The organism is Streptomyces sp. NPDC048604, assembly GCF_043199435.1.
Taxonomy (GTDB): domain Bacteria; phylum Actinomycetota; class Actinomycetes; order Streptomycetales; family Streptomycetaceae; genus Streptomyces.
In genome coordinates this window covers 1-20,181 of record NZ_JBICVX010000001.1, presented here as the reverse complement: position 1 = coordinate 20,181, position 20,181 = coordinate 1, and the positions used below count along the sequence as shown (strand labels likewise).

The following is a 20,181-nucleotide window of genomic DNA, read 5'->3' as shown; positions in this document are numbered from 1 at the left end:
TAACGGGGGTGGAGCCGGGCGTTCCGCAAAGTGTGGGGGGCATGCGGCGGGTTCAGGAGCTGCCGGTCGGTGGCGGCAACGTGCCATGGCGGCTACTTGCCAGGGCGGCATGACGGAGCGTCACCCACTCAGGGTGTGGCTTGCGGTGACGTCACATGGGGTGACCGCCCCCGTGCAGCACAAGGGCCTCCTGGAACCGGTCCAGGAGGCCCTTGCGTATGACGTATGGCGTCGCTCAGAGCGCGCCGACGATGTCCTCGACCCGAGCCTTCGCGTCACCGAAGAGCATCGAGGTGTTCTCCTTGAAGAACAGCGGGTTCTGCACACCGGCGTAGCCGGAGGCCATCGAGCGCTTGAAGACGATGACCTTGCCGGCCTCCCAGACGGTGAGCACCGGCATGCCGGCGATCGGGCTGCTGGGGTCCTCGGCGCCGGCCGGGTTGACCGTGTCGTTGGCGCCGATCACCAGGACGACGTCCGTCTCGGAGAAGTCCTCGTTGATCTCGTCCATCTCGAGCACGATGTCGTACGGCACCTTGGCCTCGGCCAGCAGCACGTTCATGTGGCCGGGCAGGCGGCCGGCGACCGGGTGGATGCCGAACCGTACGTCGACGCCCTTGGCGCGCAGCTTCGAGGTGAGCTCGGCGACCGGGTACTGCGCCTGGGCGACGGCCATGCCGTACCCGGGCGTGATGACCACCGACCGGGCCGAACCGAGGAGTTCGGCGGCGCTCTCGGCGGTGATCTCGGTGTGCTCGCCGTAGTCGACGTCCGAGCTCGACGGCGCCTCGATGCCGAAGCCGCCGGCGATGACCGAGAAGAACGAGCGGTTCATCGCCTTGCACATGATGTAGCTCAGGTAGGCGCCGGACGAGCCGACCAGGGCGCCGGTGATGATCAGCAGGTCGTTGCCGAGCAGGAAGCCCGAGGCGGCCGCGGCCCAGCCGGAGTAGCTGTTGAGCATCGAGACCACGACCGGCATGTCGCCGCCGCCGATCGAGGCCACCAGGTGCCAGCCCAGGGCCAGCGCCAGGACCGTCACGGTGATCAGCAGCCACAGCTGCGGCGTGATGACGAACCACACGGTCAGGGCGACGAACAGGCCCAGGGCGCCCAGGTTCAGGAAGTTCTTGCCCGGCAGCACCAGCGGCTTGGAGTTGATCTTCGCCGCGAGCTTCAGGTACGCCACGATGGAGCCGGTGAAGGTCACCGCGCCGATGAACAGGCCGATGAACACCTCGGCGTGGTGGATGCCCAGCGTGCCGAGCGCGTCCAGGGCCTTGGCCTCGTGGCCGCCCGGGTGGTTCTCGACCTCCAGGTAGCCGTTCCAGCTGACCAGCACGGCCGCCAGACCGACGAAGGAGTGCAGCAGCGCGATGAGTTCGGGCATACCGGTCATCTCGACGCCACGGGCCCGCTGCAGGCCGATCAGCGCGCCGATCAGCATGGCGACGACCATCAGGCCGAGGCCTGCGGTGCTGACGTCGCCGTCCACCGCGAGCACGATCGTCGCGACGAGCGCGACGCCCATGCCGAGCATGCCGAACGCGTTGCCGAGCCGTGCCGACTCGTGCTTGGAAAGTCCTGCCAGCGCCAGGATGAACAGCAGCGCAGCAACAAGGTAGGCCGCCTGTGCGGCGATGGTCGCAGTCATGTCAGCTCCGGTTGAACATGGCGAGCATGCGACGCGTCACCGCGAAGCCGCCGAAGACGTTGATACTGGCCAGAAGAATCGCCACGAACGAGAGCACCGTGACCGTCGTGCTCGTCTGCCCGATCTGCAGCAGCGCGCCGACGACGATGATCCCGGAGATCGCGTTGGTCACCGACATCAGCGGCGTGTGCAGCGCGTGGTGCACGTGGCCGATGACGTAGTACCCGATCACGATCGCGAGCACGAAGACCGTGACGTGCGGCAGCAGCGCCGCGGGCGCGAACCCGGCGGTGAGGAACAGCGCCAGCGCGGCCAGGGCCACGCCGCCGAACTTCTGCTTCGCGGTCATCGGCGCCTTCTTGGGCGCCGGAGCCGCCACGGCCGCCGCGGGCGCGGGAGCCGGGGCCGCCGAGACCTGCACCGGCGGGGGCGGCCAGGCCAGCTCACCCTTGCGCACGACGGTGATCGAGCGCTGCACCTGGTCGTCCCAGTCGAGGACCAGCTGGGCGTCCTTGTCGGGCGTCATCAGCTTCAGCAGGTTCACCAGGTTGGTGCCGTAGAGCTGCGAGGCCTGCGCCGGCAGCCGGCCCGCGAGGTCGGTGTAACCGATGATCGTCACACCGTTCTCGGTGACGACCTTCTCGCCCTTCACGGTGCCCACGACGTTGCCGCCGTTCGCGGCCGCCATGTCGACGATCACCGAGCCCGGCTTCATGCTCGCGACCATCTCCGCGGTGATCAGCGTCGGCGCGGGGCGCCCCGGGATCAGCGCGGTGGTGATGACGATGTCGACCTCGCGGCACTGCGCGGCGTACAGCTCGACCTCGCGCGCCTTGTAGTCGTCGCCCATCTCCTTGGCGTAACCGGTCTTCGAGACCTCGACCTCGGCGGACTCGATCGACAGGTACTCCCCGCCCAGCGAGCGGACCTGGTCGGCCACCTCGGGACGCGGGTCGGTCGCCCGCACGATCGCGCCGAGCGAGCCCGACGCGCCGATCGCCGCCAGACCGGCGACGCCGGCGCCCGCGATGAGCACCTTCGCCGGCGGGACCTTGCCCGCCGCGGTCACCTGGCCGGTGAAGAAGCGCCCGAACTCGTGCGCGGCCTCGACGACGGCGCGGTAGCCGGCGATGTTCGCCATGGACGACAGCACGTCCATCGACTGGGCCCGGCTGATGCGCGGCACGGCGTCCATCGACAGCGCGGTGAACGGGCGACGGCCCAGGTCCTCGACCATCGCCGGGTCGAACGCCGGCGCGAACAGCGCGATCACCGTGGCTTCCGGCCGTACCCGGTCAAGCTGGGACGGATCCGGGGCGTTGACGCCCAGCACCACTTCCGCGGCCGTCGCGTCGCCGATGGTCGCACCGGCAGCCTCGTAGGCGGCGTCGGTGAAGCCGGCCGCGACGCCCGCGCCCGGGTCGACGACGACGTCGTACCCCAGTTTGCGGATCTGTTCGATCGTGGCCGGGGTGGCCGAAACGCGACTCTCACCTGCCCGCGCTTCCTTGAGGACTCCGACAATCACGAGTGTTCTCCGTTCGCTGCTCTTGCCGACAACGGCCTGTTCCCAACTCGATCAGAAGTGCGCCCACCGTGATCCGGAGCACGCCGCTCAGCTTGACCGTCGAGAGCTCTCCCTGAACAGGACCCACGAGTGAGGTATACGCAACATCGACGGAGCCCTGTCCCATGCCTCACGAAACGCCCCGGCTTCTCGTCAAGTACGAGGGAAAGGCGGCAGAGGCTCAGGACCGTTCACAAGGGTTTCCCAGAACCCGCGGCCGCGCGGCCGACCGCTGAACGGGTCGCTTCCGAGCGTCCCCCGAGGCAGAGACACCCACGGGGGGTAGGTCGTCTCGCGCAGGTACGACGTCGGGATCCGTGAGGAGAACAACTGTGTACGCAGTGATTCGACGCTACGAAGGGGTGACCGACTCCGCCGAGGCGGGACGCCGTGTGGACGAGGGCTTCGTTCCCCTCCTCCGCCAGGTCCCCGGCTTCGTGGCCTACTACTGGGTCGACGCCGGGGAGGGAGTGATGGTCTCCACCAGCGTCTTCGACGACCGCGCCGGGGCCGAGGAGTCGGTCGCGAGGGCGGCGGACTTCGTACGGGACAACCTCGCGTCGCTCCTCCCCCACCGGCCTCAGATCACGGCCGGGGAGGTCGTGGCTGCCGGGTAGCACACCGCGTGCCTCACAAGGCACACCGTGTGCCTCACAGGGGTGGGGCGGCGAGCAGAGCAGCCGCCAGGGCGTCCGGATCGTCCGGGTCGGCGGAGAGGGCCTGTTCCGTCCAGATGCACTTCCCGGCCGTGGTGTAGCGCGCGCCCCACCGTTGGCTGAGCGCCGCGACGAGCTGTAGACCGCGCCCGCCCTCGTCCGTCTCCGCGGCGTGCCGGATGCGGGGAGTCGCCAGGCTCCCGTCGTAGACCTCGCAGGTCAGGCCGGCGCTCTCCAGCAGCCGCAGGTGCACCGGGCCCCTCGCGTACCGCACGACGTTCCCGATCAGCTCGCTGACGATCAGTTCGGTCGTCGGCGCGAGGTCGTCCAGTCCCCAGACCGCGAGCTGCTCCCGGATGTGCCGGCGCGCCTGCCCGGCCGCCCGCGGGTCGAGATCCAGTTCCCAGGAGGCGATCCGGTCGGCGGCGAGCGCGTGGACGCGGCAGACCAGGAGGGCCGCGTCGTCCCTGGTGGGGAGCTGCCCGTCGGGCAGCAGACCGGTCGTGAGCGTGTCGCAGAGGCGTTCCAGGTCCCCGTGGTCGGCACCACGCAGCAGCCGCGCGAGTTCTGCCATGCCCTCGTCGATCTCGCGGCCCGGGGTCTCGACCAGGCCATCGGTGTACAGCACGAGGAGACTGCCGTCGGGCACGGCCAACTCGACCGTTCCGAAGGGTGGTTCGGCGGCGCCGAGCGGGGGGTCCGAGGGCAGCTCGGGGAAGTGGACGGTGCCGTCGGGCAGGACCACGGCGGGCGGCGGATGACCGGCGCCCGCGATGGTGCAGGTCCGGGTGGTGGAGTCGTAGAGCGCGTACAGGCAGGTGGCGTAGAAGTCCCCGCCGAGCTCGCCGACGAGGTCGTTGAGGCGGCTCAGGATCTCTTCGGGGGGCAGTTCGAGGTCGGCCAGGGTGTTGACGGCCGTACGCAGCCGGCCCATGGTCGCCGCCTCCGCGAGGCCGTGGCCCATCACGTCGCCGACGACGAGGGCGACCCGGCCGGCGGAGAGCGGGATGACGTCGTACCAGTCGCCTCCCACCTCCATGCCCTGTCCGGCGGGGAGATAGCGTGCGGCGGCCGTGCACGCGGGGATCTCGGGCAGCCGCCGGGGAAGCAGGTCGCGCTGCAGCCCCTGGGAGCGGGTGTGCTCGGCGTCGTAGAGCCGTGCCCGTTCCAGGGCATGCGCGAAGAGGGCGCTGATCGCGGTGAGCAGCGTCTGTTCGTCGTGGGCCAGACGGCGCGGCCGGTCGAAGGAGATCAGACAGACCGAGCGGGTGCGCCCGGACACGGTCAGCGGCAGGAACGCCCACGCCTCCTTGCCGGCCACGCGGGGGCGGTACGCGAGGCCCGGGTAGCGCCGGATGAACTCCTCGGCCGAGGCGATGAACAGCGGCGCCTCGCTCCGCGCCACGTCCCTGATCGGATCGCTCGCCGGCAGCTTCTGGCCGTCGATCTCATCGACGAACGTGGGCGGATATCCCACGGCGCCGACGATCTCCGACCGGTCGTCCTCGACGGCGACCACGATCAGACCGGTGGCGCCGAACGGCGGCAGCACCCTCTCGGCGACCGCGTCCACGACATCGCGCGAGGTCGTCGCCGTCGCGAGCGCCGCGGTCAGCTCCGCGATGCGCGCCGAGCGCTCGGCCGCGGCGCTCTCGGCCGCGGCGCGCTCGGCCCCGCGCCGCCGCTGCTCGGTGACGTCCGTGAAGTAGAGGGCGAGCCCGTCGGAGCTCGGGACCAGCCGCAGATGGTGACTCCGCCCGGTGGCGATCTCCACGTCGAATTCGAGGGCCGTGGCCGCCGTGGCGGCCTTGCGGCAGCGGGATTCCAGGTCCGGGATGCCGTGCACCGCGGGCAGTTCCCACAGGACCCTGCCGAAGAGTTCGGCCTCGGGGGCGCCGAGCGTGCGCTCCGCCTCCAGGTTGGCGAAGCCGATCCGCCAGTCGCCGTCCACCAGGAGGAAGCCGTCGCTCATGTGGCGCAGCGCGCGGCTGAGCGTGTCGCGGGCGGTGCGGGACTCGGTGCAGTCCCACACCATGCCCATCATCCGCACGGGTTCCCCGCTGCCGTCGTACTCCGCAGCGCCGCGCCCGTGCACCCAGCGGTAGCCGCCGTCCGGCAGCCGTACCCGGTACTCGGCGTCGTACACGGTCCCCTCACGCATCGCCCGCTCCATCGCGGTGAGCGCGGACGGCAGGTCGTCGGGGTGGAGCGCCTTCATCCAGGCATCTTCGCGGGTGACGAGTTCGGTGCCGAACAGGGCCGCTCCTGCTTCGTCCCACACCAGCTCTCCGGTGTGCGGGTCCCAGTTCCAGGTGCCGACCTCGACCTCCTTGAGCGCCTGCCGTAGCCGACCGCCGACCAGCTCGTCCCGGGGAGGGGGTGCGGGGAGCGGTGCCTGGCCCATGCGCTCGACCGTCCAGTCGGCCACGTCCCGCAGGAACGCCCACTGCTCGGCGGTCGGCTCGCCCTCGTCGCCCGTCACCACGGTCAGGGCGCCCAGCGTGCGTCCCTCGTCGGTCAGGGGAAGGGCGGCGAACCCGGTGCCGGGCCACCGCTCCGGAGGCGGTGCGGGGGCGTCGGCGGCCGCTGTGGGCACCCACACGCTGCGGCCGGGACGCAGGGCGGCCCTCGGGAACGTCCGGTCCGTCCGCTCGATCAACTCCCAGAGGCGGGTGAGGCCCGGCGGCAGCCCGGAGGACGACACCAGGAACAGCGCCGAGCCGCTACGACCCAGGTGGATGACCCCGCCCAGCCCGCCCAGCTCGGCCACCGCGTGCTGGAGAGCCAGCCTGAAGACGTCACTCTCGGTGATCCCCGCCTCCGTGCTCGCGAGCAGATCGAGTCGAGCATTCACCCCAGAATTATAGGTATGGCGTCGTCAGCACCGCCGCGCAGCGACGGGTCGACGGCGACCTTGTGCCATGGCCCCGACGCAGAGCGTGAGCACCGGTAGCCCGGTCGCGGGGAGGTGCTACAACTGGGAATGTGAGCCCGTCCCGTCTCTCGTGCCCGGCGTCCGGGTGCGGTCGAACCTAGGCAGAAGATTCGGAAGCGTCGCCGGACAGGTCTTCGTCCTTCAGGTGGCGATCGTGGTGCTGCTCGCGGCCGGGGCGCTGCTGGCGCTGGTCCTGCAGTCGCGGTACGACATCGAGCGTGAGGCGCGCAACCGGTCGGTCTCCGTGGCGCAGACCTTCGCGAACTCCCTGGGCCTGCAGGAAGCGCTGAACTCGCCGGACCCGTCCGCGATCCTGCAGCCCCTGGCCGAGGAGACGCGCAAGGACGCGGGCGTGGACTTCATCGTGGTGATGGACACGAACGGCATCCGCTACAGCCACCCCCAGCCCGACCGTATCGGCGAGCGTTTCGTCGGCACGATCGAGCCCTCGCTCGCCGGCGAGGTGCACACCGAGAGTGTGGACGGGCCGCTCGGCAAGGAGATCCAGGCGATCGTGCCCGTCACCTCGCCCGAGGGCGAGGTCGTCGCCCTGGTCTCGGCAGGGCTGACGGTGGAGAGCGTGACCGGAGCCGCCGACCGCCAGCTTCCGGTCATCCTCCTGGTCATCGCCGTCGGCCTGGCTCTGGCCACCGTCGGCACGGCGCTGATCAGCCGAAGGCTGCGCCGCCAGACCCACGGGCTCGGCACGCAGGAGATGACCCGCATGTACGAGCACCACGACGCGGTGCTCCACGCCGTCCGCGAAGGGGTGCTGATCACCGACGGCGACGGACGGCTGCTCCTGGCGAACGACGAGGCCGGACGGCTGCTCGGCCTGCCGGACGACGCCGAGGGACGCCCCGTCGACGAGGTCGGCATGGACCACCACATGGCGGAACTGCTGCTGTCCGGCCGCGTGGCCACCGACGAGGTGCTGGAGGCCGGGGACCGGCTGCTCGTGGTCAATCAGCGCCCCACCCTCCCCCAGGGCCGCCCGCAGGGCTCGGCGGTCACCATCCGCGACTCCACCGAGATGCAGTTGCTGAGCAGCCGCGCGGAGACCGCCCGCAGACGGCTCAAGCTGCTCTACGACGCCGGCGGTGACATCGGCACCACCCTCGATGTGGTGCGCACCGCGGAGGAACTCGCCGACGTCGCCGTTCCCCAGTTCGCGGACTTCGTCACGGTCGACCTGGCCGATCCCGTACTGACGGGCGACGAACCGGGCCCGGGCGCCGACATGCGGCGCACGGCGGTCAGCGGCATCCGCTCCGATCACCCGCTGTACCCGCTCGGCGCACTGATCGACTTCCTGCCGTCCACCCCGCAGGCCCGTGGGTACGGCACGGGCACGGCCGAACTCGTGCCCGATCTCCATGACGCCCCGGGCTGGCACGCCCAGGACCCGCTGCGGACGTCGCAGATCGTCGACTACGGCATCCACTCGCTCATCGCGGCTCCCCTGAAGGCCAGGGGCGTCGTGCTCGGGGTGGTCAACTTCTGGCGGTCGCAGAAGCCGGAACCGTTCGACGAGGACGATCTGTCCCTGGCCGAGGAACTCGTCGGCCGCGCCGCGGTCACCATGGACAACGCCCGCCGCTACACCCGCGAGCACAACCTCTCCGTGACGCTCCAGCGCAGCCTGCTGCCGCAGGATCTGCCCGAGCAGAACGCCGTGGACGTCGCGCACTTCTACCAGCCCGCCCAGTCCGGGGTGGGCGGGGACTGGTTCGACGTGATCCCGCTGCCGGGCAGTCGCGTCGGACTCGTCGTCGGAGACGTCGTCGGGCACGGCCTGCACGCCGCGGCCACCATGGGGCGGCTGCGCACGGCCGTGCACAACTTCTCCTCCCTGGACCTGCCGCCCGACGAACTCCTCGCCCGTCTCGACAACCTCGTCCAGCGCATGGACGAGGAAGGCGACAGCGCCGCCCCGAACGGCGGCGTCCTGGGCGCGACCTGCCTGTACGCCGTCTACGACCCGGTATCCCAGAACTGCACCATGGCGCGGGCAGGGCACATGCCGCCGCTCGTCGTCGCCCCGGACGGCACGACGACGATCTCGGAACTGCCGGCCGGCCCCCCGCTGGGGCTGGGCGGCATGCCGTTCGAGACCACGGACATCCACCTGGCGGAGGGCAGTCAGCTCGTCCTGTACACCGACGGGCTGGTGGAGGAGCGGCACCGGGACATCGCGGAGGGCGTGGAAAAGCTGCGCACGGCGCTGACCCACCCCGACCGGGCCCCGGACGCCAGCCGCCGCGCCGTACTCGACGCCCTGCTCCCCAGCCGGCCGTCCGACGACATCGCGCTGCTCATCGCCCGGACCCGGACGCTGGACCCCGGCCGGGTCGCCCAATGGGACGTGCCGTCGGACCCGAGCGAGGTCGGCGCCGTACGCAGGCTCGCGGCCGAGCAGCTCGAGGAGTGGGGCCTGGAGGAACTCGCCTTCGCCACGGAGCTGATCCTCAGCGAGCTCATCACCAACGCCATCCGGTACGGCGCCGAGCCCGTCCGCGTCCGTCTGCTGCACGACCGCACCCTGACCTGCGAGGTGTGGGACGGCAGCAGCACCGCCCCGCACCTGCGGTACGCGGCCACCACGGACGAGGGAGGCCGCGGACTGTTCCTGGTCGCGCAGCTCAGCGAGCACTGGGGCACGCGGTACACGCCGGAGGGCAAGGTCATCTGGGCCGAACAGGTCCTTCCCTCCACGGACAGCGACCTCTCCTAGTGCTGTACCGCAAGAAGATGCCCGGCATGATCTGGACGGTCGGCCGCTGGAACGACCTGGTCAACGGAAGCCGGCACAATGCGCGACGAGTGAACCCCGTGTGAACCGACCGGCGTTCGCGCCCTCAGCAACCCGCGGCCCGAAAACGATCAAGAGGCCGTCTCAGATCACTCTGAAACGGCCTCTGAACTGCGACTCTTACGAGTCGGGACGACAGGATTTGAACCTGCGACCCCTTGACCCCCAGTCAAGTGCGCTACCAAGCTGCGCCACGTCCCGTTGCCCGTGGTCGCCGGGGTTTCCCGGTGACGGCGTGCACGGAGAACACTACCGCATTCACGTTCCGGCACGTCGCAGGGGTGCGGGGGACAATGGGGGCGTGAATGAAGAGCCGACGGGCGGGGCGCGGGACCGTGACGAGCAGGGCCGGGCGCGCAGTGCGCGGCCCCGGGACGGGCTGGGGCGGCCGTTGCCGTACGGGGCCGCGGGCGTCGCGCGGCAGCCCGAAGGGGTGACGCGGACACCCGAGCAGACGGTACGGGAGGCGCAGCGGCTGCTGGACGCCGGTATGCCGTTCCATGCGCACGAGGTCTTCGAGGACGCCTGGAAGACCGGACCCGCCGGCGAGCGCGATCTGTGGCAGGGGCTGGCGCAGCTCGCCGTGGGGCTGACCCATGCCGCCCGGGGGAACACGACGGGCGGCGCCCGGCTGCTCCGTCGCGGCGCGGCGCGTGTCTCCGCGTGGCCCGAGTCTCATCCGTACGGCATCGACCTGCCCGGACTCGTGGCGTGGGCACGGGAGTTGGCCGACAGGGTGGCCGGAGAGGGGCCGCCGGTCGATCCGGTCGATCCGGTCGCCGAAGCTCCGCGGCTGATGATGCACGGCGACGTCGACTAGTCCTCCTGGAGCAGGACCACCTCCAGGGTGCGGGGGCCGTGGACGCCCTCGACGCGGTCGAGTTCGATGTCGCTCGTCGCCGAAGGACCGGAGATCCAGGTCAGCGGGCGGGTCGGGTCCAGGCGGGGCAGGGCCTGCGGGACGGACGCGACCAGCTGGGACGGGACCCGGACGACGCAGATGTGGTGGTCGGGAATGAGGGTGATGCGGCGTCGGCCCTGGTCGGGGCCGCCGTCGAGGACCAGCGTGCCCGTCTCGGCGATCGCCAGCGCGCAGCCGGTGACCACGCTGTCGACGGCGTCCAGTTGCGCGGGGGTGGTGTCGGATCGGTCGTGGATCCGGGTCGGGTCGGCCGCGGCCAGCCACTCCGGCGGGAGGGCCGGAGGGACCAGGACCGTACGGGATCCGCGTGCGGCGAGCAGGCGCATGAGCAGCTCGGCGATCCCCGCGCCGTCCGTGCGGTGCACCGCCGCGCGGTACTCCGTCAGGTTGCGGTGCAGGAGGTCGAGGAGGGCCGACGGGGCGTCCGGGGCATGGGACTCCAGGTACGTCCTGTCGGGTTCAGGGGCGTGGGGCGCCTCGGCGACGGCCTCGCGGATCCGGGCGAGGATGCGGTCACGGGTGCTTCCGGCGCTCATGTGCGGTTCCTTTTCCACCAGTCACGGAAGGACTCCTTCGGGACCTCCGGCAGCTCGCGGCTGTCCGTCCAGGCCGACGCCCCCGGCAGCCGCTTCGGGTGCAGGCGGCGGGTGCTCGTCGCGAGGCGTTCGGCGGCGGCGAGGGCCCGGGGGCTGCCCAGGACCGCGCCGGCCGCCTTCATCGCGGCGCGCTCCAGTCGGTGGCCGCCCTGTTCCGCGACGCGTTCGCGCAGGTGCACCAGGACCTCGGGGATGTCGATGGCCACCGGGCAGACCTCGTAGCACGCGCCGCACAGCGAGGAGGCGTACGGGAGCGAGGCGTCGATCTCGCTCTCGGTACCGCGCAGTTGGGGGCTGAGGATCGCGCCGATCGGGCCCGGGTAGACGGAGCCGTACGCGTGGCCGCCGGCGCGCTCGTACACCGGGCAGACGTTCAGGCAGGCCGAGCAGCGGATGCAGCGCAGGGCCTGCCGCCCGACCTCGTCGGCGAGGGTGGCGGTGCGGCCGTTGTCGAGGAGCACGAGGTGGAAGTCCTTCGGGCCGTCCCCGTCGGTGATGCCCGTCCACATCGTCGTGTACGGGTTCATCCGCTCGGCCGTCGAGGAACGTGGCAGGGTCTGGAGGAACACCTCCAGGTCGCGCCAGGTCGGGATCGTCTTCTCGATGCCGACGACCGAGATCAGGGTCTCCGGCAGCGTCAGGCACATCCGGCCGTTGCCCTCCGACTCCAGGACGACGAGCGTGCCGGTCTCGGCGACCATGAAGTTCGCCCCGGAGACGGCGACCTTGGCGCGCAGGAACTTCTCCCGCAGGTGCAGCCGGGCCGCCTCGGCGAGGTCGGCGGGCGTGTCGGTGAGGCCGTCGGGGGCGGGGCGGCCCCACTTCCCCATCTCGGCCCGGAAGACGTCCCGGATCTCGCCGCGGTTGCGGTGGATGGCGGGGACGAGGATGTGGGACGGGCGGTCGTGGCCCAACTGGACGATGAGTTCGGCGAGATCGGTCTCGTACGCGGCGATGCCGGCGGCCTCCAGGGCCTCGTTGAGGCCGATCTCCTGGGTGGCCATCGACTTGACCTTGACCACCTCGGTCTCGCCGGTCGCCCGGACGAGGTCGGTGACGATCCGGTTCGCCTCGTCGGCGTCCGCCGCCCAGTGGACGGTGCCGCCGGCGGCCGTCACCGCTTCCTCCAACTGCAGGAGGTAGCGGTCGAGATGGCGCAGGGTGTGGTCCTTGATCTCTCTTCCCGCCTCGCGGAGGCGGTCCCAGTCGGCGAGTTCGGCGACGGCGGCGGCGCGCTTGTCCCTGATGGTGTGGGTGGCGTGCCGCAGGTTGGCGCGGAGGGTCGGGTCGGCGACGGCGGCCTTCGCCGCGACGGGGAAGGCGGGCATGCCGAGGAAGGTTCCGCTCACGGCGTGGGCTCCGTCTCCGTGCTCGCCAGGATCTCCGCCAGGTGCAGGGTGCGCAGCGGGGCGTCCGCGCGGCGCAGGATGCCGCCGAGGTGCATCAGGCAGGAGTTGTCGGCCCCGCAGAGCACGTCCGCTCCGGTACCTGCGGCGTGGGCGATCTTGTCGCGGCCCATGGCCGCCGACACGTCCGGGTTCTTCACGGCGAACGTGCCGCCGAAGCCGCAGCACTCCTCCGCGCCGGGCAGTTCCACGAGCTCCAGGCCCTTGACCGCACGGAGCAGCCGGTGCGGCCGGTCGCCGAGGCCGAGCAGGCGCAGGCCGTGGCAGGAGGGGTGGTAGGTGACGGTGTGCGGGAAGTACGCGCCGACGTCGGTGACCCCGAGGACGTCCACCAGGAACTCGGTCAGCTCGAGGACGCGGGGCGCGAGTGCGGCCGCCTCGGGGCCGAGGCCGGCGTAGTGGGTCCGGACCATGGCGGCGCAGGACGCGGAGGGCGTGACGACGTGCTCGTACCCGTGGAACGCCTCGGCGAGGCGCCGGGCGAGCGGCGCCGCCTCCTTCCGGTACCCCGTGTTGAACTGCGGCTGGCCGCAGCAGGTCTGGCCGGCCGGGAAGTCGACCTCGACTCCCAGCCGTTCCAGAATGCGGACGGTGGCCACCCCCGTGGCGGGATACAGGGCGTCGTTGACGCAGGTGACGAAGAGTGCGACACGCATGGGCGCAGGATACGCCCGGGGAGTCCCCCAGCCGCGTGTTTCACCAGGTGAGACGGAGCTCCAGGGGCGAGCGGTGGATCATCGTCGGCCGCATCACGACCACGTGGTCCTCGTCGAGCCGCAGCCCGGGCAGTTCGCGGGTGAACAGCTCCAGGGTCAGGCGGAGTTGGCCGCGGGCCAGCTGGGAGCCGGGGCAGCCGTGCGCGCCGTGCCCGAAGGCGACGTGCCGGGTCGGCGGGCGGGTGATGTCGAAGACATCGGGATCGTCGTGGCGTTCCTCGTCGCGGTTGGCGGAGCCGTACGCCACGAACACCGTGGCCCCGGCGGGCAGTTTCGTGCCGGCGAGGGTGACCGGACGGGTGGTGGTGCGGCGGAACCCCTGGACGGCGGTGTCGAAGCGCGCGGCCTCCTCCACCGCCCCGGGTATCAGCTCGGGCCGGGCGCAGAGCAGCTCCCACTGCGCCCGGCCGTCGCGGAGCAGGTGGTGGAGGGTGTTGCCGATCAGGGCGGTGGTGGTGAGGTGGCCGGCGATGAGGAGGTTCTGGAGGTTCGAGACGAGTTCGGCGCGCTGGTCGTCGGTGAGCTCGCCGCCGCCGGGGGCGAGAGCGGCGACCATCGCGGAGCAGAGGTCGTCGCGGGGCTCGGCGCGGCGGGCGCGGGCGTAGCGGTCGAGCAGGTGCTGCAGGGCGACGACGTCCTCGGCGGCGGCGAGCTGGCCGGCTTCGTCGAGCGGGCGGAAGAGGAGCTGTTCTGCCTGGTGACCGCCGTGCACGGCGGCCGGCACGTCCGCCGGGTCGAAGCCGATGAGCCGGCCGATCACCGCGCCGGGGAGCCGGCGGGCGTACGAGGACATCAGCTCGGTACGGCCGTCGGCGGCGAAGCCGTCGAGGAGCGCGGCGGCCTGCTCGGCGGCGTACGGCAGGAGGGCCGTGACGCGGGAGGCGGAGAGGCCGCTGTTGAGCGGGGCGCGGTGGCGGCGGTGCGCGGGGCCGTCGGTGGAGACGACGGTGGGGCGCTTGGCGAAGCCGCGGGCGAGGACGCCGAAGGCGGCGGGCGCGGGCATGACGTCGGGCCGCAGGGCCTGTGCGGAGGAGAAGTCCTCCGACCGGAGCAGGACCTCGCGCACGTCGGCGTCGCGGGCGACGAGCCAGGCGTCGAGTTCGGGTACGAAGGTCAGGCCCTCGGCCCTGCGGGCGCGGGCGTAGAGGGGATAGGGGTCGCGGTACAAGTCGTCGAGCCGCTGTTGCCGTTCGGTCAGGTCGGACCGTTCCTGCGCTGTCGCGTCCACGCTCGCCTCCGGACGGGAAGGGTGCGGTGCCTTGCGGTGCGGTGCGGTGCCTTGCGGTGCGGTGCCTTGCAGTGCGGGCTCGGACATCGTGACCGGGGGGAGGCGGCCCTGGCTACGGGACGAAGGAGGAAGATTCCGCACCGGGCGGTGAGCCTACGGGCGAACGACGATGTTGCCGATCTTGCGCCCGCTGTCGACCCGACGATGGGCCTCGGCGATGCCGCGCAGCTCGTAGACCTGGTCGATCACGACGCTGATCGCGCCATCGGCGGCCAGCCCCAGCAGGTACTCGAAGTCCTCGACGCGTTCGGGTGCGGGGCCCGCGACGACGTTGCCACGGGCGCGGACGGTGTCGCCCAGCCCCGCGACGGCCAGCAGCAGCACCCCGTCGGGGTTCAGGAGGCGCCGGCCCGACGCGATCGAGAGGTTGCCGACGACGTCCAGCACCACGTCGAACCGGTCGGCGACGCCGTCCAGGTCGTCGCTCGTGTAGTCGATGACCCGGTCGGCTCCCAGGTCGGCCACCAGGCCCGCGTTCGCCGTGCTGGTCACACCGGTGACGGTCGCGCCGAAGTGCTTCGCCAGCTGGACGGCACTGGTGCCGAGCGCCCCCGACGCGCCGTTGACGCACACCGACATGCCGGGGCCCACCGACGCCCTGTCCCGCAGGAAGTACAGCGCTGTCGAGCCGCCGAAGAGCAGTGCTGCCGCGTCCTCGTGGCTCACCGTGGACGGCTTGCGCGCGAGCTTCTTCGCCGCCACCACGACGTACTCGGCATGTGCGCCCAGTTTCATTCCGGTCATGCCGCACACCTCGTCACCCGGCGCCAGGTCGCGGACGTGCCCGCCCACGGCCACGACCTCCCCGGAGAACGAACTGCCCAGGATCTTCCGCCGAGGGCGGAGGACGCCGAAGGCCAGCCGGGCGAACGGCCCGAACCCCGAGGGGAAACGGGCCCCGCGGATACGCGAGTCGGCCGAGGTGACCGCCGCCGCCCCGACGCGCACCAGCACCTCGTCCCCACGTGGCGCCGGCCGTGGAACCTCGCGGATCTGTACGACGTCGGGCGCGCCGTAACGGTCGACGACTGCTGCCTGCATCACCGTCTCCTTACAGGTGTAAGTCTGGGTTCCACGGTAGCCTTACGCCCGTAAGGCAGCAAGTCCGATGCGAAAGGTTCTGTCATGCCCCGGCGTCCAGCGCTCAGCCGCGACCGCATCATCGAAGCCGCGGTGGAGGTCGCCGACCGCGGCGGCCTGGCCCAGGTGAGCATGCGCAACGTCGGCAAGGAGCTCGGCGTGGAGGCGATGTCGCTCTACCATCACCTCACCGGCAAGGACGCACTGCTGGACGCCCTGGCGAACTGGATCTTCACCCGGATCGAGCTGCCCGAACCCGGGCAGCCGTGGCGACAGGCGATGATCGACCGCGCGGCGTCGGCCCGCGCCGCCCTGTCACAGCACCCCTGGGCCCTCGGCCTCGTCGAGTCGCGCCGCTCCCCCGGCCCGGCCCTGCTGCGCCATCACGACACCGTGCTCGGCTGCCTGCGCCACAACGGCTTCCCGATGACGCTGGCGTCGCACACCTTCTCCGCGATCGACTCCTACGTCTACGGCTTCGTGCTCACGGAACTCAATCTGCCCTTCGGCACCGATGCCGACGGCGGCGTCGAGGAATTCGTCGGCGAGATCCAGGACCGGCTGTCCCCCGACGCCTACCCGCACCTGGCCGAGCTGATCACCGAGCAGGTCATGCATCAGGACTACTCCTACGCCGACGAGTTCGCGTACGGCCTCGACCTGATCCTCGACAGCGTCGCAGCGCGCCTGGCGACCACCCAGCGCACGGCTCCCTGAAGCCCGTCCGTATGTGAGGCTCTCCGCATGATGTGGAACAGCGAAACCCCTTCGTGGCAGGACGTGGTGCAGGTCCTGCGGGATGCCTCGGAAGCCGAGCAGAGCGTACGCCTGGGCGAAGAAGTGAGCGACGAGGAGATGGACGGCTGGGGCGTTCCGGTGCCCGAGCCGATCCGGGAGATCTGCCGCAGGGCCGGAGCGCTCCAGGTCGGCGGCCACGGCGAGTTCGGCCCCTCCTACCGCGCCCCAGGCGTCGGTGAGGGGGCCGCGTGGCGGTGCGGGGATCCGGGTTCGTTCCGCATCGTCCACACCAACGCGAGCGCGGAGACCTACTACGTGGACGTCGACCCCGCGACGGGCGCGTGGGGTCCGGTGTTCAGGTTCTGGGAGAACCACGGCGCCGAGCTGGTCGCGCCGTCGCTCCCGCACTGGCTGGTGTCCGTGGCCGGGCTGGTGCGGTGTGCCGCGAGGGACGAGGAGCACTTCGGCGACTTCTCCACCGCCTTCCTCAACTGGTTCTCCGGAGACTTCGCCGACGCCGGCGACGAGTTCCCCGAGGATGCGCCGGAGGCCCTGGCGCGCGCGGCCGAACCCGCGACCGCCGGACCCGTCACCGTCCGGGAAGCGCGCGCCTCGGGTGATCCGGTGCTCGCGGATGCCGGCTCCCGGCTGCCCGAGGGCGCGCTCCTGGCCGACCTGCGCGGGGCGACCGGGCCGACCGCGGTTCCGTTCGGCCGCCATCCGGGGTGGCCCGGGGGCACTCCCGTCTACCGGCGCTTCCACGGCGGCGCGATCCTCGCGGCGGTCGGCCAGACCTGACGGCCTGACAGCCGGGTCGACCGCGCCGGCGTTGTCAGAGCCGGTTGAGAGCATCGGAGGCATGACAACACTTCTCCTCGGCGACATCGAACGTGCTGTTCGCAGCAGTTGGAGTGCCGAAACGTGCACGCCCGAGTTCCGGCCCCGCTGGACCGCGGACAACCCGGCCCGGGACCAGTGCGGTGTCACGGCCATGGTGCTGAACGACCTCCTGGGAGGTGAGCTGATCCGCGGGGAGGTCCACGTGAACGGTGAACGCGTGGACTACCACTGGTGGAACCGGCTGGGCATGGACATCGAGATCGACCTCACCCGAGAGCAGTTCCGGCCGGAGGAGATCGTCACCGGAGGCATCGTCATTCCCCGCCCTCCCGTCGCCGAGTGGCGCAGACTCCGCGAGGAGTACGAACTCCTGCGTGATCGCGTCCTGGAGAAGCTCGGCCGGGAGCTCGAAACGGTGCGGTGACCGCGCTCTCGCCGGGCGCGGCCCTTGCTCGTCATGCCAGGGCACGTTCCAGCACCGAGGTGTGGCTGCGGGACGGGTCCTTGGCGGCCGTGAGGAGGGTGACCGGGCCGCCGGCGGCGAGTTCGCGGAGCCGGTCGAGCGCGGCGGCGGCCTCCGGGGCGGCGAGTTCCTCCTCGTACCGCCGGCAGAACTCCTCGTACTCCCCCTCCGTGCCGTGGTACCAGCGGCGCAGCTCCGTCGACGGGGTGAGCGCCTTGGGCCATTCGTCGATGCGCGCGTCGGTCTTCTTCAGGCCGCGCGGCCAGAGCCGGTCGACGAGGACGCGGGTGCCGTCGTCCGGCTCCGGAGGGTCGTAGATCCGGCGGACGCGGACGTCGGGGGCGGGGGCGGGCTCACGGGCGGGGGTGCGCGGCATTGCACCAGGGTGCAGCGGGTACCGGGCGGGCGCACGCGGACGCGCCCAGCGCGGACCTTGGCATGCCCTACGGTGCGTCGAGCCGGAGCGCCGGGAGGATCACGGACTCCAGGAACGCGGCCATGGTCCCGGGCGTGTCCGCGAACCGCTCCTCCAGCAGCCGTTCGACCCGCAGCATGCCCAGCAGACAGGGCGCGACGAAGGCGGTCGCCGGGTTGTCGGCGGCGAGCTCGCCGCGCTCCACACCGCGCGCCAGCATCGCGTCCACGGCGGCGACCTCGGGCTGGATGACGGTCTCGTAGAGCGCCTCGCGGAGGTCGGGATGGCGGACGTACGCCTGGCTCACCGCCTCCATCAGCTCGGCGTCGTGGCCGTGCCGGTCGTCGGCCAGGCGGGCGACCTCGCGCAGGTCGCCGACGAGGGTGCCGGTGTCGACGCCGGAGAAGTACGGGCAGCGGTTCTTGTCCAGGGCGGCGGTGACGAGTTGCGGCTTGCTCTTCCACTGCCGGTACAGGGTGGCCTTGCCGCACTTGGTGCGGGCGGCGACGCCCTCCATGGTCACGGCGTCGTACCCGCCCTCGCGGAGGAGGTCGAGCACCGCGTCGAACAGCTCGCTCTCCCGCTCCGGGGTGATCTTGCTGCGCCGCGCCGCGGCGGTCGCGGCACTGGTGGACGCGGCGCGCGTCGTGGTCACGGCCTGCGGGGTCATCGCTGCCTCCTCCCTGGGGCGACGGGGGTTGCCCCTCCGAGGGTAGGCGGCGCGCAATCGAGACGCAAACGTATCGAGACGTTTGCGTCTCGATGAATCCGGATCTACGCTTCCTCCGTTTGTGCCGATTCGGCGGACAAACGAGCAAGCGCACGAGGGGCCGCGTCATGGGTGCCGGAAGAGACACGGGAGGAACCGGGGACTCCGGCATACCCGGAACACGCGGCGCACCCGGGACCGTCGGCGCCCCCGGGACGCCCGGCGTGTCCTATGTCCGCGCCGCGCGCCCCGCCCAGCTGCTCCTGCACGACGAGGCCGTGGCCGCCGCTGCGGAGGCCGTCCGATGACCGGGGTCGGCGGCACCGTGACGGCCGTCCTGCTGTCGCTGGTCTCCGCCGTCGGATACGCGCTCGCCGCCGTGGCGCAGGCGCGCCTCGCGGCCCGCACGGAGCCCGGGCGCGGTGCGCTGCGGGCGCTGCTGCGGGGCGGCGGCTGGTGGGCGGCGGTCGGCCTGAACGCGGCGGGCGCGCTCGCGCATGTGGCGGCGCTGCACTACGGGCCGCTGACGCTGGTGCAGCCGCTCGGCGCGCTGACGCTGGTGGCGGCGCTGCCGCTCGGCGCGTACGGTGCGCGGCGACGGGTGACGCGCGGCGAGTGGCGCGGGGCGCTGTGGACGCTGGCGGGCCTGGTCGGGCTGGTCGCGGTGACGGGCCCGGCGACGCCGGGCGACGCGCTCAGCCTGCACGAGTCGCTGGTGGTCGCCGCGGCCACGGCGTCGTTCGTGGCGCTGGTCACCGCGGGCCGGCGGTCGGGGCGGGGGCTCGGGCACGCGACGGCGTCGGGGGTCGCGTCCGGCGTGGCGTCGGCCCTGACGCAGACGCTGACGGCGGCGCTGGCGCTGGAACTCCCCGGCGGGCCGGTGCCGTGGTGGCAGTCGGCGCTGCTCGCGGTGCTGATCTCCGGCTTCGCGGTGGGCGGCCTGCTGCTCTCGCAGACGGCGTACCGGGCGGGGCTCGCCGCGCCGCTGGCCGTGGTGAACCTGTCGAACCCGGCGGCCGCCGCGGTCATCGGGGTCGCCCTGCTGGGCGAGACGTTCCGGGGCGGCGCGTGGGGCTGGCCGGCCGCCGTGGCCGCGGGGGCCGTCGCGGCGCGGGGCGTCGTCCTGCTCACGGCGGCCCCGCCGGACCCTCTGCCGCAGTCCGAGGACTCCCCCGCCCCGGACGACGGATCCGCGGCGCCCCCGCCGCTCCCGGCCGGCGCCGTGGGCTGAGCACCGGCGCACCGCTCAGGCGGTGCGCGCCCAGGGGCGGGTGGTGAGCACCTGCCCGAGGGCCAGGGTGCTGAGGCCGAACATCAGGATGCCGAGCGGGACGTGGAACTCGGGTATGTGGGCGATGCCGAGGACGACCTGGACCGAGGCGAG

17 protein-coding genes and 1 tRNA gene are annotated in these 20,181 nt (G+C 72.0%); 7 read left to right on the top strand and 11 right to left on the bottom strand.

What is annotated here, in order from left to right:
• Nucleotides 1–235: 235 nt before the first annotated feature.
• Both pntB and ACGFMM_RS00085 read right to left on the bottom strand, forming a co-directional pair.
• Nucleotides 236–1,654, bottom strand: coding sequence for a Re/Si-specific NAD(P)(+) transhydrogenase subunit beta (gene pntB, locus ACGFMM_RS00090; RefSeq protein ID WP_393641579.1), 1,419 nt, complete (start codon nt 1,652–1,654; stop codon nt 236–238).
• Nucleotide 1,655: 1 nt separating this feature from the next.
• Nucleotides 1,656–3,182 (bottom strand): Re/Si-specific NAD(P)(+) transhydrogenase subunit alpha, encoded by a 1,527-nt coding sequence (locus ACGFMM_RS00085; RefSeq protein WP_393641577.1) that lies wholly within the window; start codon nt 3,180–3,182, stop codon nt 1,656–1,658.
• Between the two features lie 401 nt (nt 3,183–3,583).
• Here ACGFMM_RS00085 and ACGFMM_RS00080 point away from each other — a divergent pair, with 401 nt between their 5' ends.
• Complete coding sequence (locus ACGFMM_RS00080; RefSeq protein WP_393641575.1) at nt 3,584–3,838, top strand: hypothetical protein; 255 nt, start codon at nt 3,584–3,586, stop codon at nt 3,836–3,838.
• Between the two features lie 34 nt (nt 3,839–3,872).
• On the opposite strand, the gene ACGFMM_RS00075 is transcribed toward ACGFMM_RS00080, so the two are convergent.
• A complete protein-coding gene (locus tag ACGFMM_RS00075) occupies nt 3,873–6,731 on the bottom strand; it encodes a SpoIIE family protein phosphatase (protein ID WP_393641573.1) in 2,859 nt (952 codons plus the stop codon).
• A 226-nt stretch (nt 6,732–6,957) separates the two neighbouring features.
• On the opposite strand from ACGFMM_RS00075, the gene ACGFMM_RS00070 reads away from it, so the two are divergent.
• On the top strand, nt 6,958–9,546 hold the full coding sequence (locus ACGFMM_RS00070) for a SpoIIE family protein phosphatase (RefSeq protein WP_393641571.1): 2,589 nt from the start codon (nt 6,958–6,960) through the stop codon (nt 9,544–9,546).
• 205 nt (nt 9,547–9,751) lie between these two features.
• Here the strand turns inward: ACGFMM_RS00070 and ACGFMM_RS00065 are convergent.
• Nucleotides 9,752–9,825 (bottom strand) — tRNA-Pro (locus ACGFMM_RS00065).
• A 100-nt stretch (nt 9,826–9,925) separates the two neighbouring features.
• Between ACGFMM_RS00065 and ACGFMM_RS00060 the strand changes: the two genes are divergently transcribed.
• Complete coding sequence (locus ACGFMM_RS00060) at nt 9,926–10,444, top strand: DUF309 domain-containing protein (RefSeq protein WP_393641569.1); 519 nt, start codon at nt 9,926–9,928, stop codon at nt 10,442–10,444.
• On the opposite strand, the gene ACGFMM_RS00055 is transcribed toward ACGFMM_RS00060, so the two are convergent.
• The 5 genes from ACGFMM_RS00055 to ACGFMM_RS00035 all read right to left on the bottom strand — a co-directional run bounded on the left by ACGFMM_RS00055 (nt 10,441) and on the right by ACGFMM_RS00035 (nt 15,593).
• Nucleotides 10,441–11,082 carry a lactate utilization protein C gene (locus ACGFMM_RS00055; RefSeq protein ID WP_393641567.1) on the bottom strand — a complete coding sequence of 214 codons (642 nt, stop codon included), beginning with the start codon at nt 11,080–11,082 and terminating at the stop codon, nt 10,441–10,443. The two genes, ACGFMM_RS00060 and ACGFMM_RS00055, sit on opposite strands and share 4 nt — an antisense overlap.
• Nucleotides 11,079–12,491 carry a lactate utilization protein B gene (locus ACGFMM_RS00050; RefSeq protein WP_393641565.1) on the bottom strand — a complete coding sequence of 471 codons (1,413 nt, stop codon included), beginning with the start codon at nt 12,489–12,491 and terminating at the stop codon, nt 11,079–11,081. Before ACGFMM_RS00050 ends, ACGFMM_RS00055 begins: the two co-directional genes overlap by 4 nt.
• A complete protein-coding gene (locus ACGFMM_RS00045; protein ID WP_393641563.1) occupies nt 12,488–13,204 on the bottom strand; it encodes a (Fe-S)-binding protein in 717 nt (238 codons plus the stop codon). Before ACGFMM_RS00045 ends, ACGFMM_RS00050 begins: the two co-directional genes overlap by 4 nt.
• 40 nt (nt 13,205–13,244) lie before the next feature.
• Nucleotides 13,245–14,492, bottom strand: a complete 1,248-nt coding sequence (locus ACGFMM_RS00040) for a cytochrome P450 (protein WP_393641561.1) — start codon at nt 14,490–14,492, stop codon at nt 13,245–13,247.
• Nucleotides 14,493–14,645: 153 nt separating this feature from the next.
• Complete coding sequence (locus tag ACGFMM_RS00035; protein WP_393641559.1) at nt 14,646–15,593, bottom strand: NAD(P)-dependent alcohol dehydrogenase; 948 nt, start codon at nt 15,591–15,593, stop codon at nt 14,646–14,648.
• Nucleotides 15,594–15,677: 84 nt separating this feature from the next.
• Here ACGFMM_RS00035 and ACGFMM_RS00030 point away from each other — a divergent pair, with 84 nt between their 5' ends.
• The 3 genes from ACGFMM_RS00030 to ACGFMM_RS00020 all read left to right on the top strand — a co-directional run bounded on the left by ACGFMM_RS00030 (nt 15,678) and on the right by ACGFMM_RS00020 (nt 17,634).
• Nucleotides 15,678–16,349: a TetR/AcrR family transcriptional regulator gene (locus ACGFMM_RS00030; RefSeq protein WP_393641557.1), complete on the top strand. Its 672-nt coding sequence runs from the start codon at nt 15,678–15,680 to the stop codon at nt 16,347–16,349.
• A 27-nt stretch (nt 16,350–16,376) separates the two neighbouring features.
• Nucleotides 16,377–17,168 carry a hypothetical protein gene (locus ACGFMM_RS00025; protein ID WP_393641555.1) on the top strand — a complete coding sequence of 264 codons (792 nt, stop codon included), beginning with the start codon at nt 16,377–16,379 and terminating at the stop codon, nt 17,166–17,168.
• Between the two features lie 61 nt (nt 17,169–17,229).
• Nucleotides 17,230–17,634 (top strand): hypothetical protein, encoded by a 405-nt coding sequence (locus tag ACGFMM_RS00020; protein WP_393641553.1) that lies wholly within the window; start codon nt 17,230–17,232, stop codon nt 17,632–17,634.
• Nucleotides 17,635–17,665: 31 nt separating this feature from the next.
• On the opposite strand, the gene ACGFMM_RS00015 is transcribed toward ACGFMM_RS00020, so the two are convergent.
• Both ACGFMM_RS00015 and ACGFMM_RS00010 read right to left on the bottom strand, forming a co-directional pair.
• A complete protein-coding gene (locus ACGFMM_RS00015; protein ID WP_393641551.1) occupies nt 17,666–18,049 on the bottom strand; it encodes a DUF488 domain-containing protein in 384 nt (127 codons plus the stop codon).
• A 67-nt stretch (nt 18,050–18,116) separates the two neighbouring features.
• Nucleotides 18,117–18,758 (bottom strand): TetR/AcrR family transcriptional regulator, encoded by a 642-nt coding sequence (locus tag ACGFMM_RS00010; RefSeq protein ID WP_393641549.1) that lies wholly within the window; start codon nt 18,756–18,758, stop codon nt 18,117–18,119.
• Nucleotides 18,759–19,101: 343 nt separating this feature from the next.
• Between ACGFMM_RS00010 and ACGFMM_RS00005 the strand changes: the two genes are divergently transcribed.
• Nucleotides 19,102–20,028, top strand: a complete 927-nt coding sequence (locus ACGFMM_RS00005; protein ID WP_393641547.1) for a DMT family transporter — start codon at nt 19,102–19,104, stop codon at nt 20,026–20,028.
• The last annotated feature ends 153 nt before the right edge of the window (nt 20,029–20,181 follow it).

Excerpts from the sequence above, each read along its gene's own strand:
- pntB (WP_393641579.1), bottom strand. The coding sequence starts at position 1,654 with ATGACTGCGACCATCGCCGCACAGGCGGCCTACCTTGTTGCTGCGCTG.
- ACGFMM_RS00055 (WP_393641567.1), bottom strand. The coding sequence starts at position 11,082 with ATGAGCGCCGGAAGCACCCGTGACCGCATCCTCGCCCGGATCCGCGAG.
- ACGFMM_RS00045 (WP_393641563.1), bottom strand. The coding sequence starts at position 13,204 with ATGCGTGTCGCACTCTTCGTCACCTGCGTCAACGACGCCCTGTATCCC.
- ACGFMM_RS00035 (WP_393641559.1), bottom strand. The coding sequence starts at position 15,593 with ATGCAGGCAGCAGTCGTCGACCGTTACGGCGCGCCCGACGTCGTACAG.
- ACGFMM_RS00030 (WP_393641557.1), top strand. The coding sequence starts at position 15,678 with ATGCCCCGGCGTCCAGCGCTCAGCCGCGACCGCATCATCGAAGCCGCG.
- ACGFMM_RS00025 (WP_393641555.1), top strand. The coding sequence starts at position 16,377 with ATGATGTGGAACAGCGAAACCCCTTCGTGGCAGGACGTGGTGCAGGTC.
- ACGFMM_RS00020 (WP_393641553.1), top strand. The coding sequence starts at position 17,230 with ATGACAACACTTCTCCTCGGCGACATCGAACGTGCTGTTCGCAGCAGT.
- ACGFMM_RS00015 (WP_393641551.1), bottom strand. The coding sequence starts at position 18,049 with ATGCCGCGCACCCCCGCCCGTGAGCCCGCCCCCGCCCCCGACGTCCGC.
- ACGFMM_RS00010 (WP_393641549.1), bottom strand. The coding sequence starts at position 18,758 with ATGACCCCGCAGGCCGTGACCACGACGCGCGCCGCGTCCACCAGTGCC.
- ACGFMM_RS00005 (WP_393641547.1), top strand. The coding sequence starts at position 19,102 with ATGACCGGGGTCGGCGGCACCGTGACGGCCGTCCTGCTGTCGCTGGTC.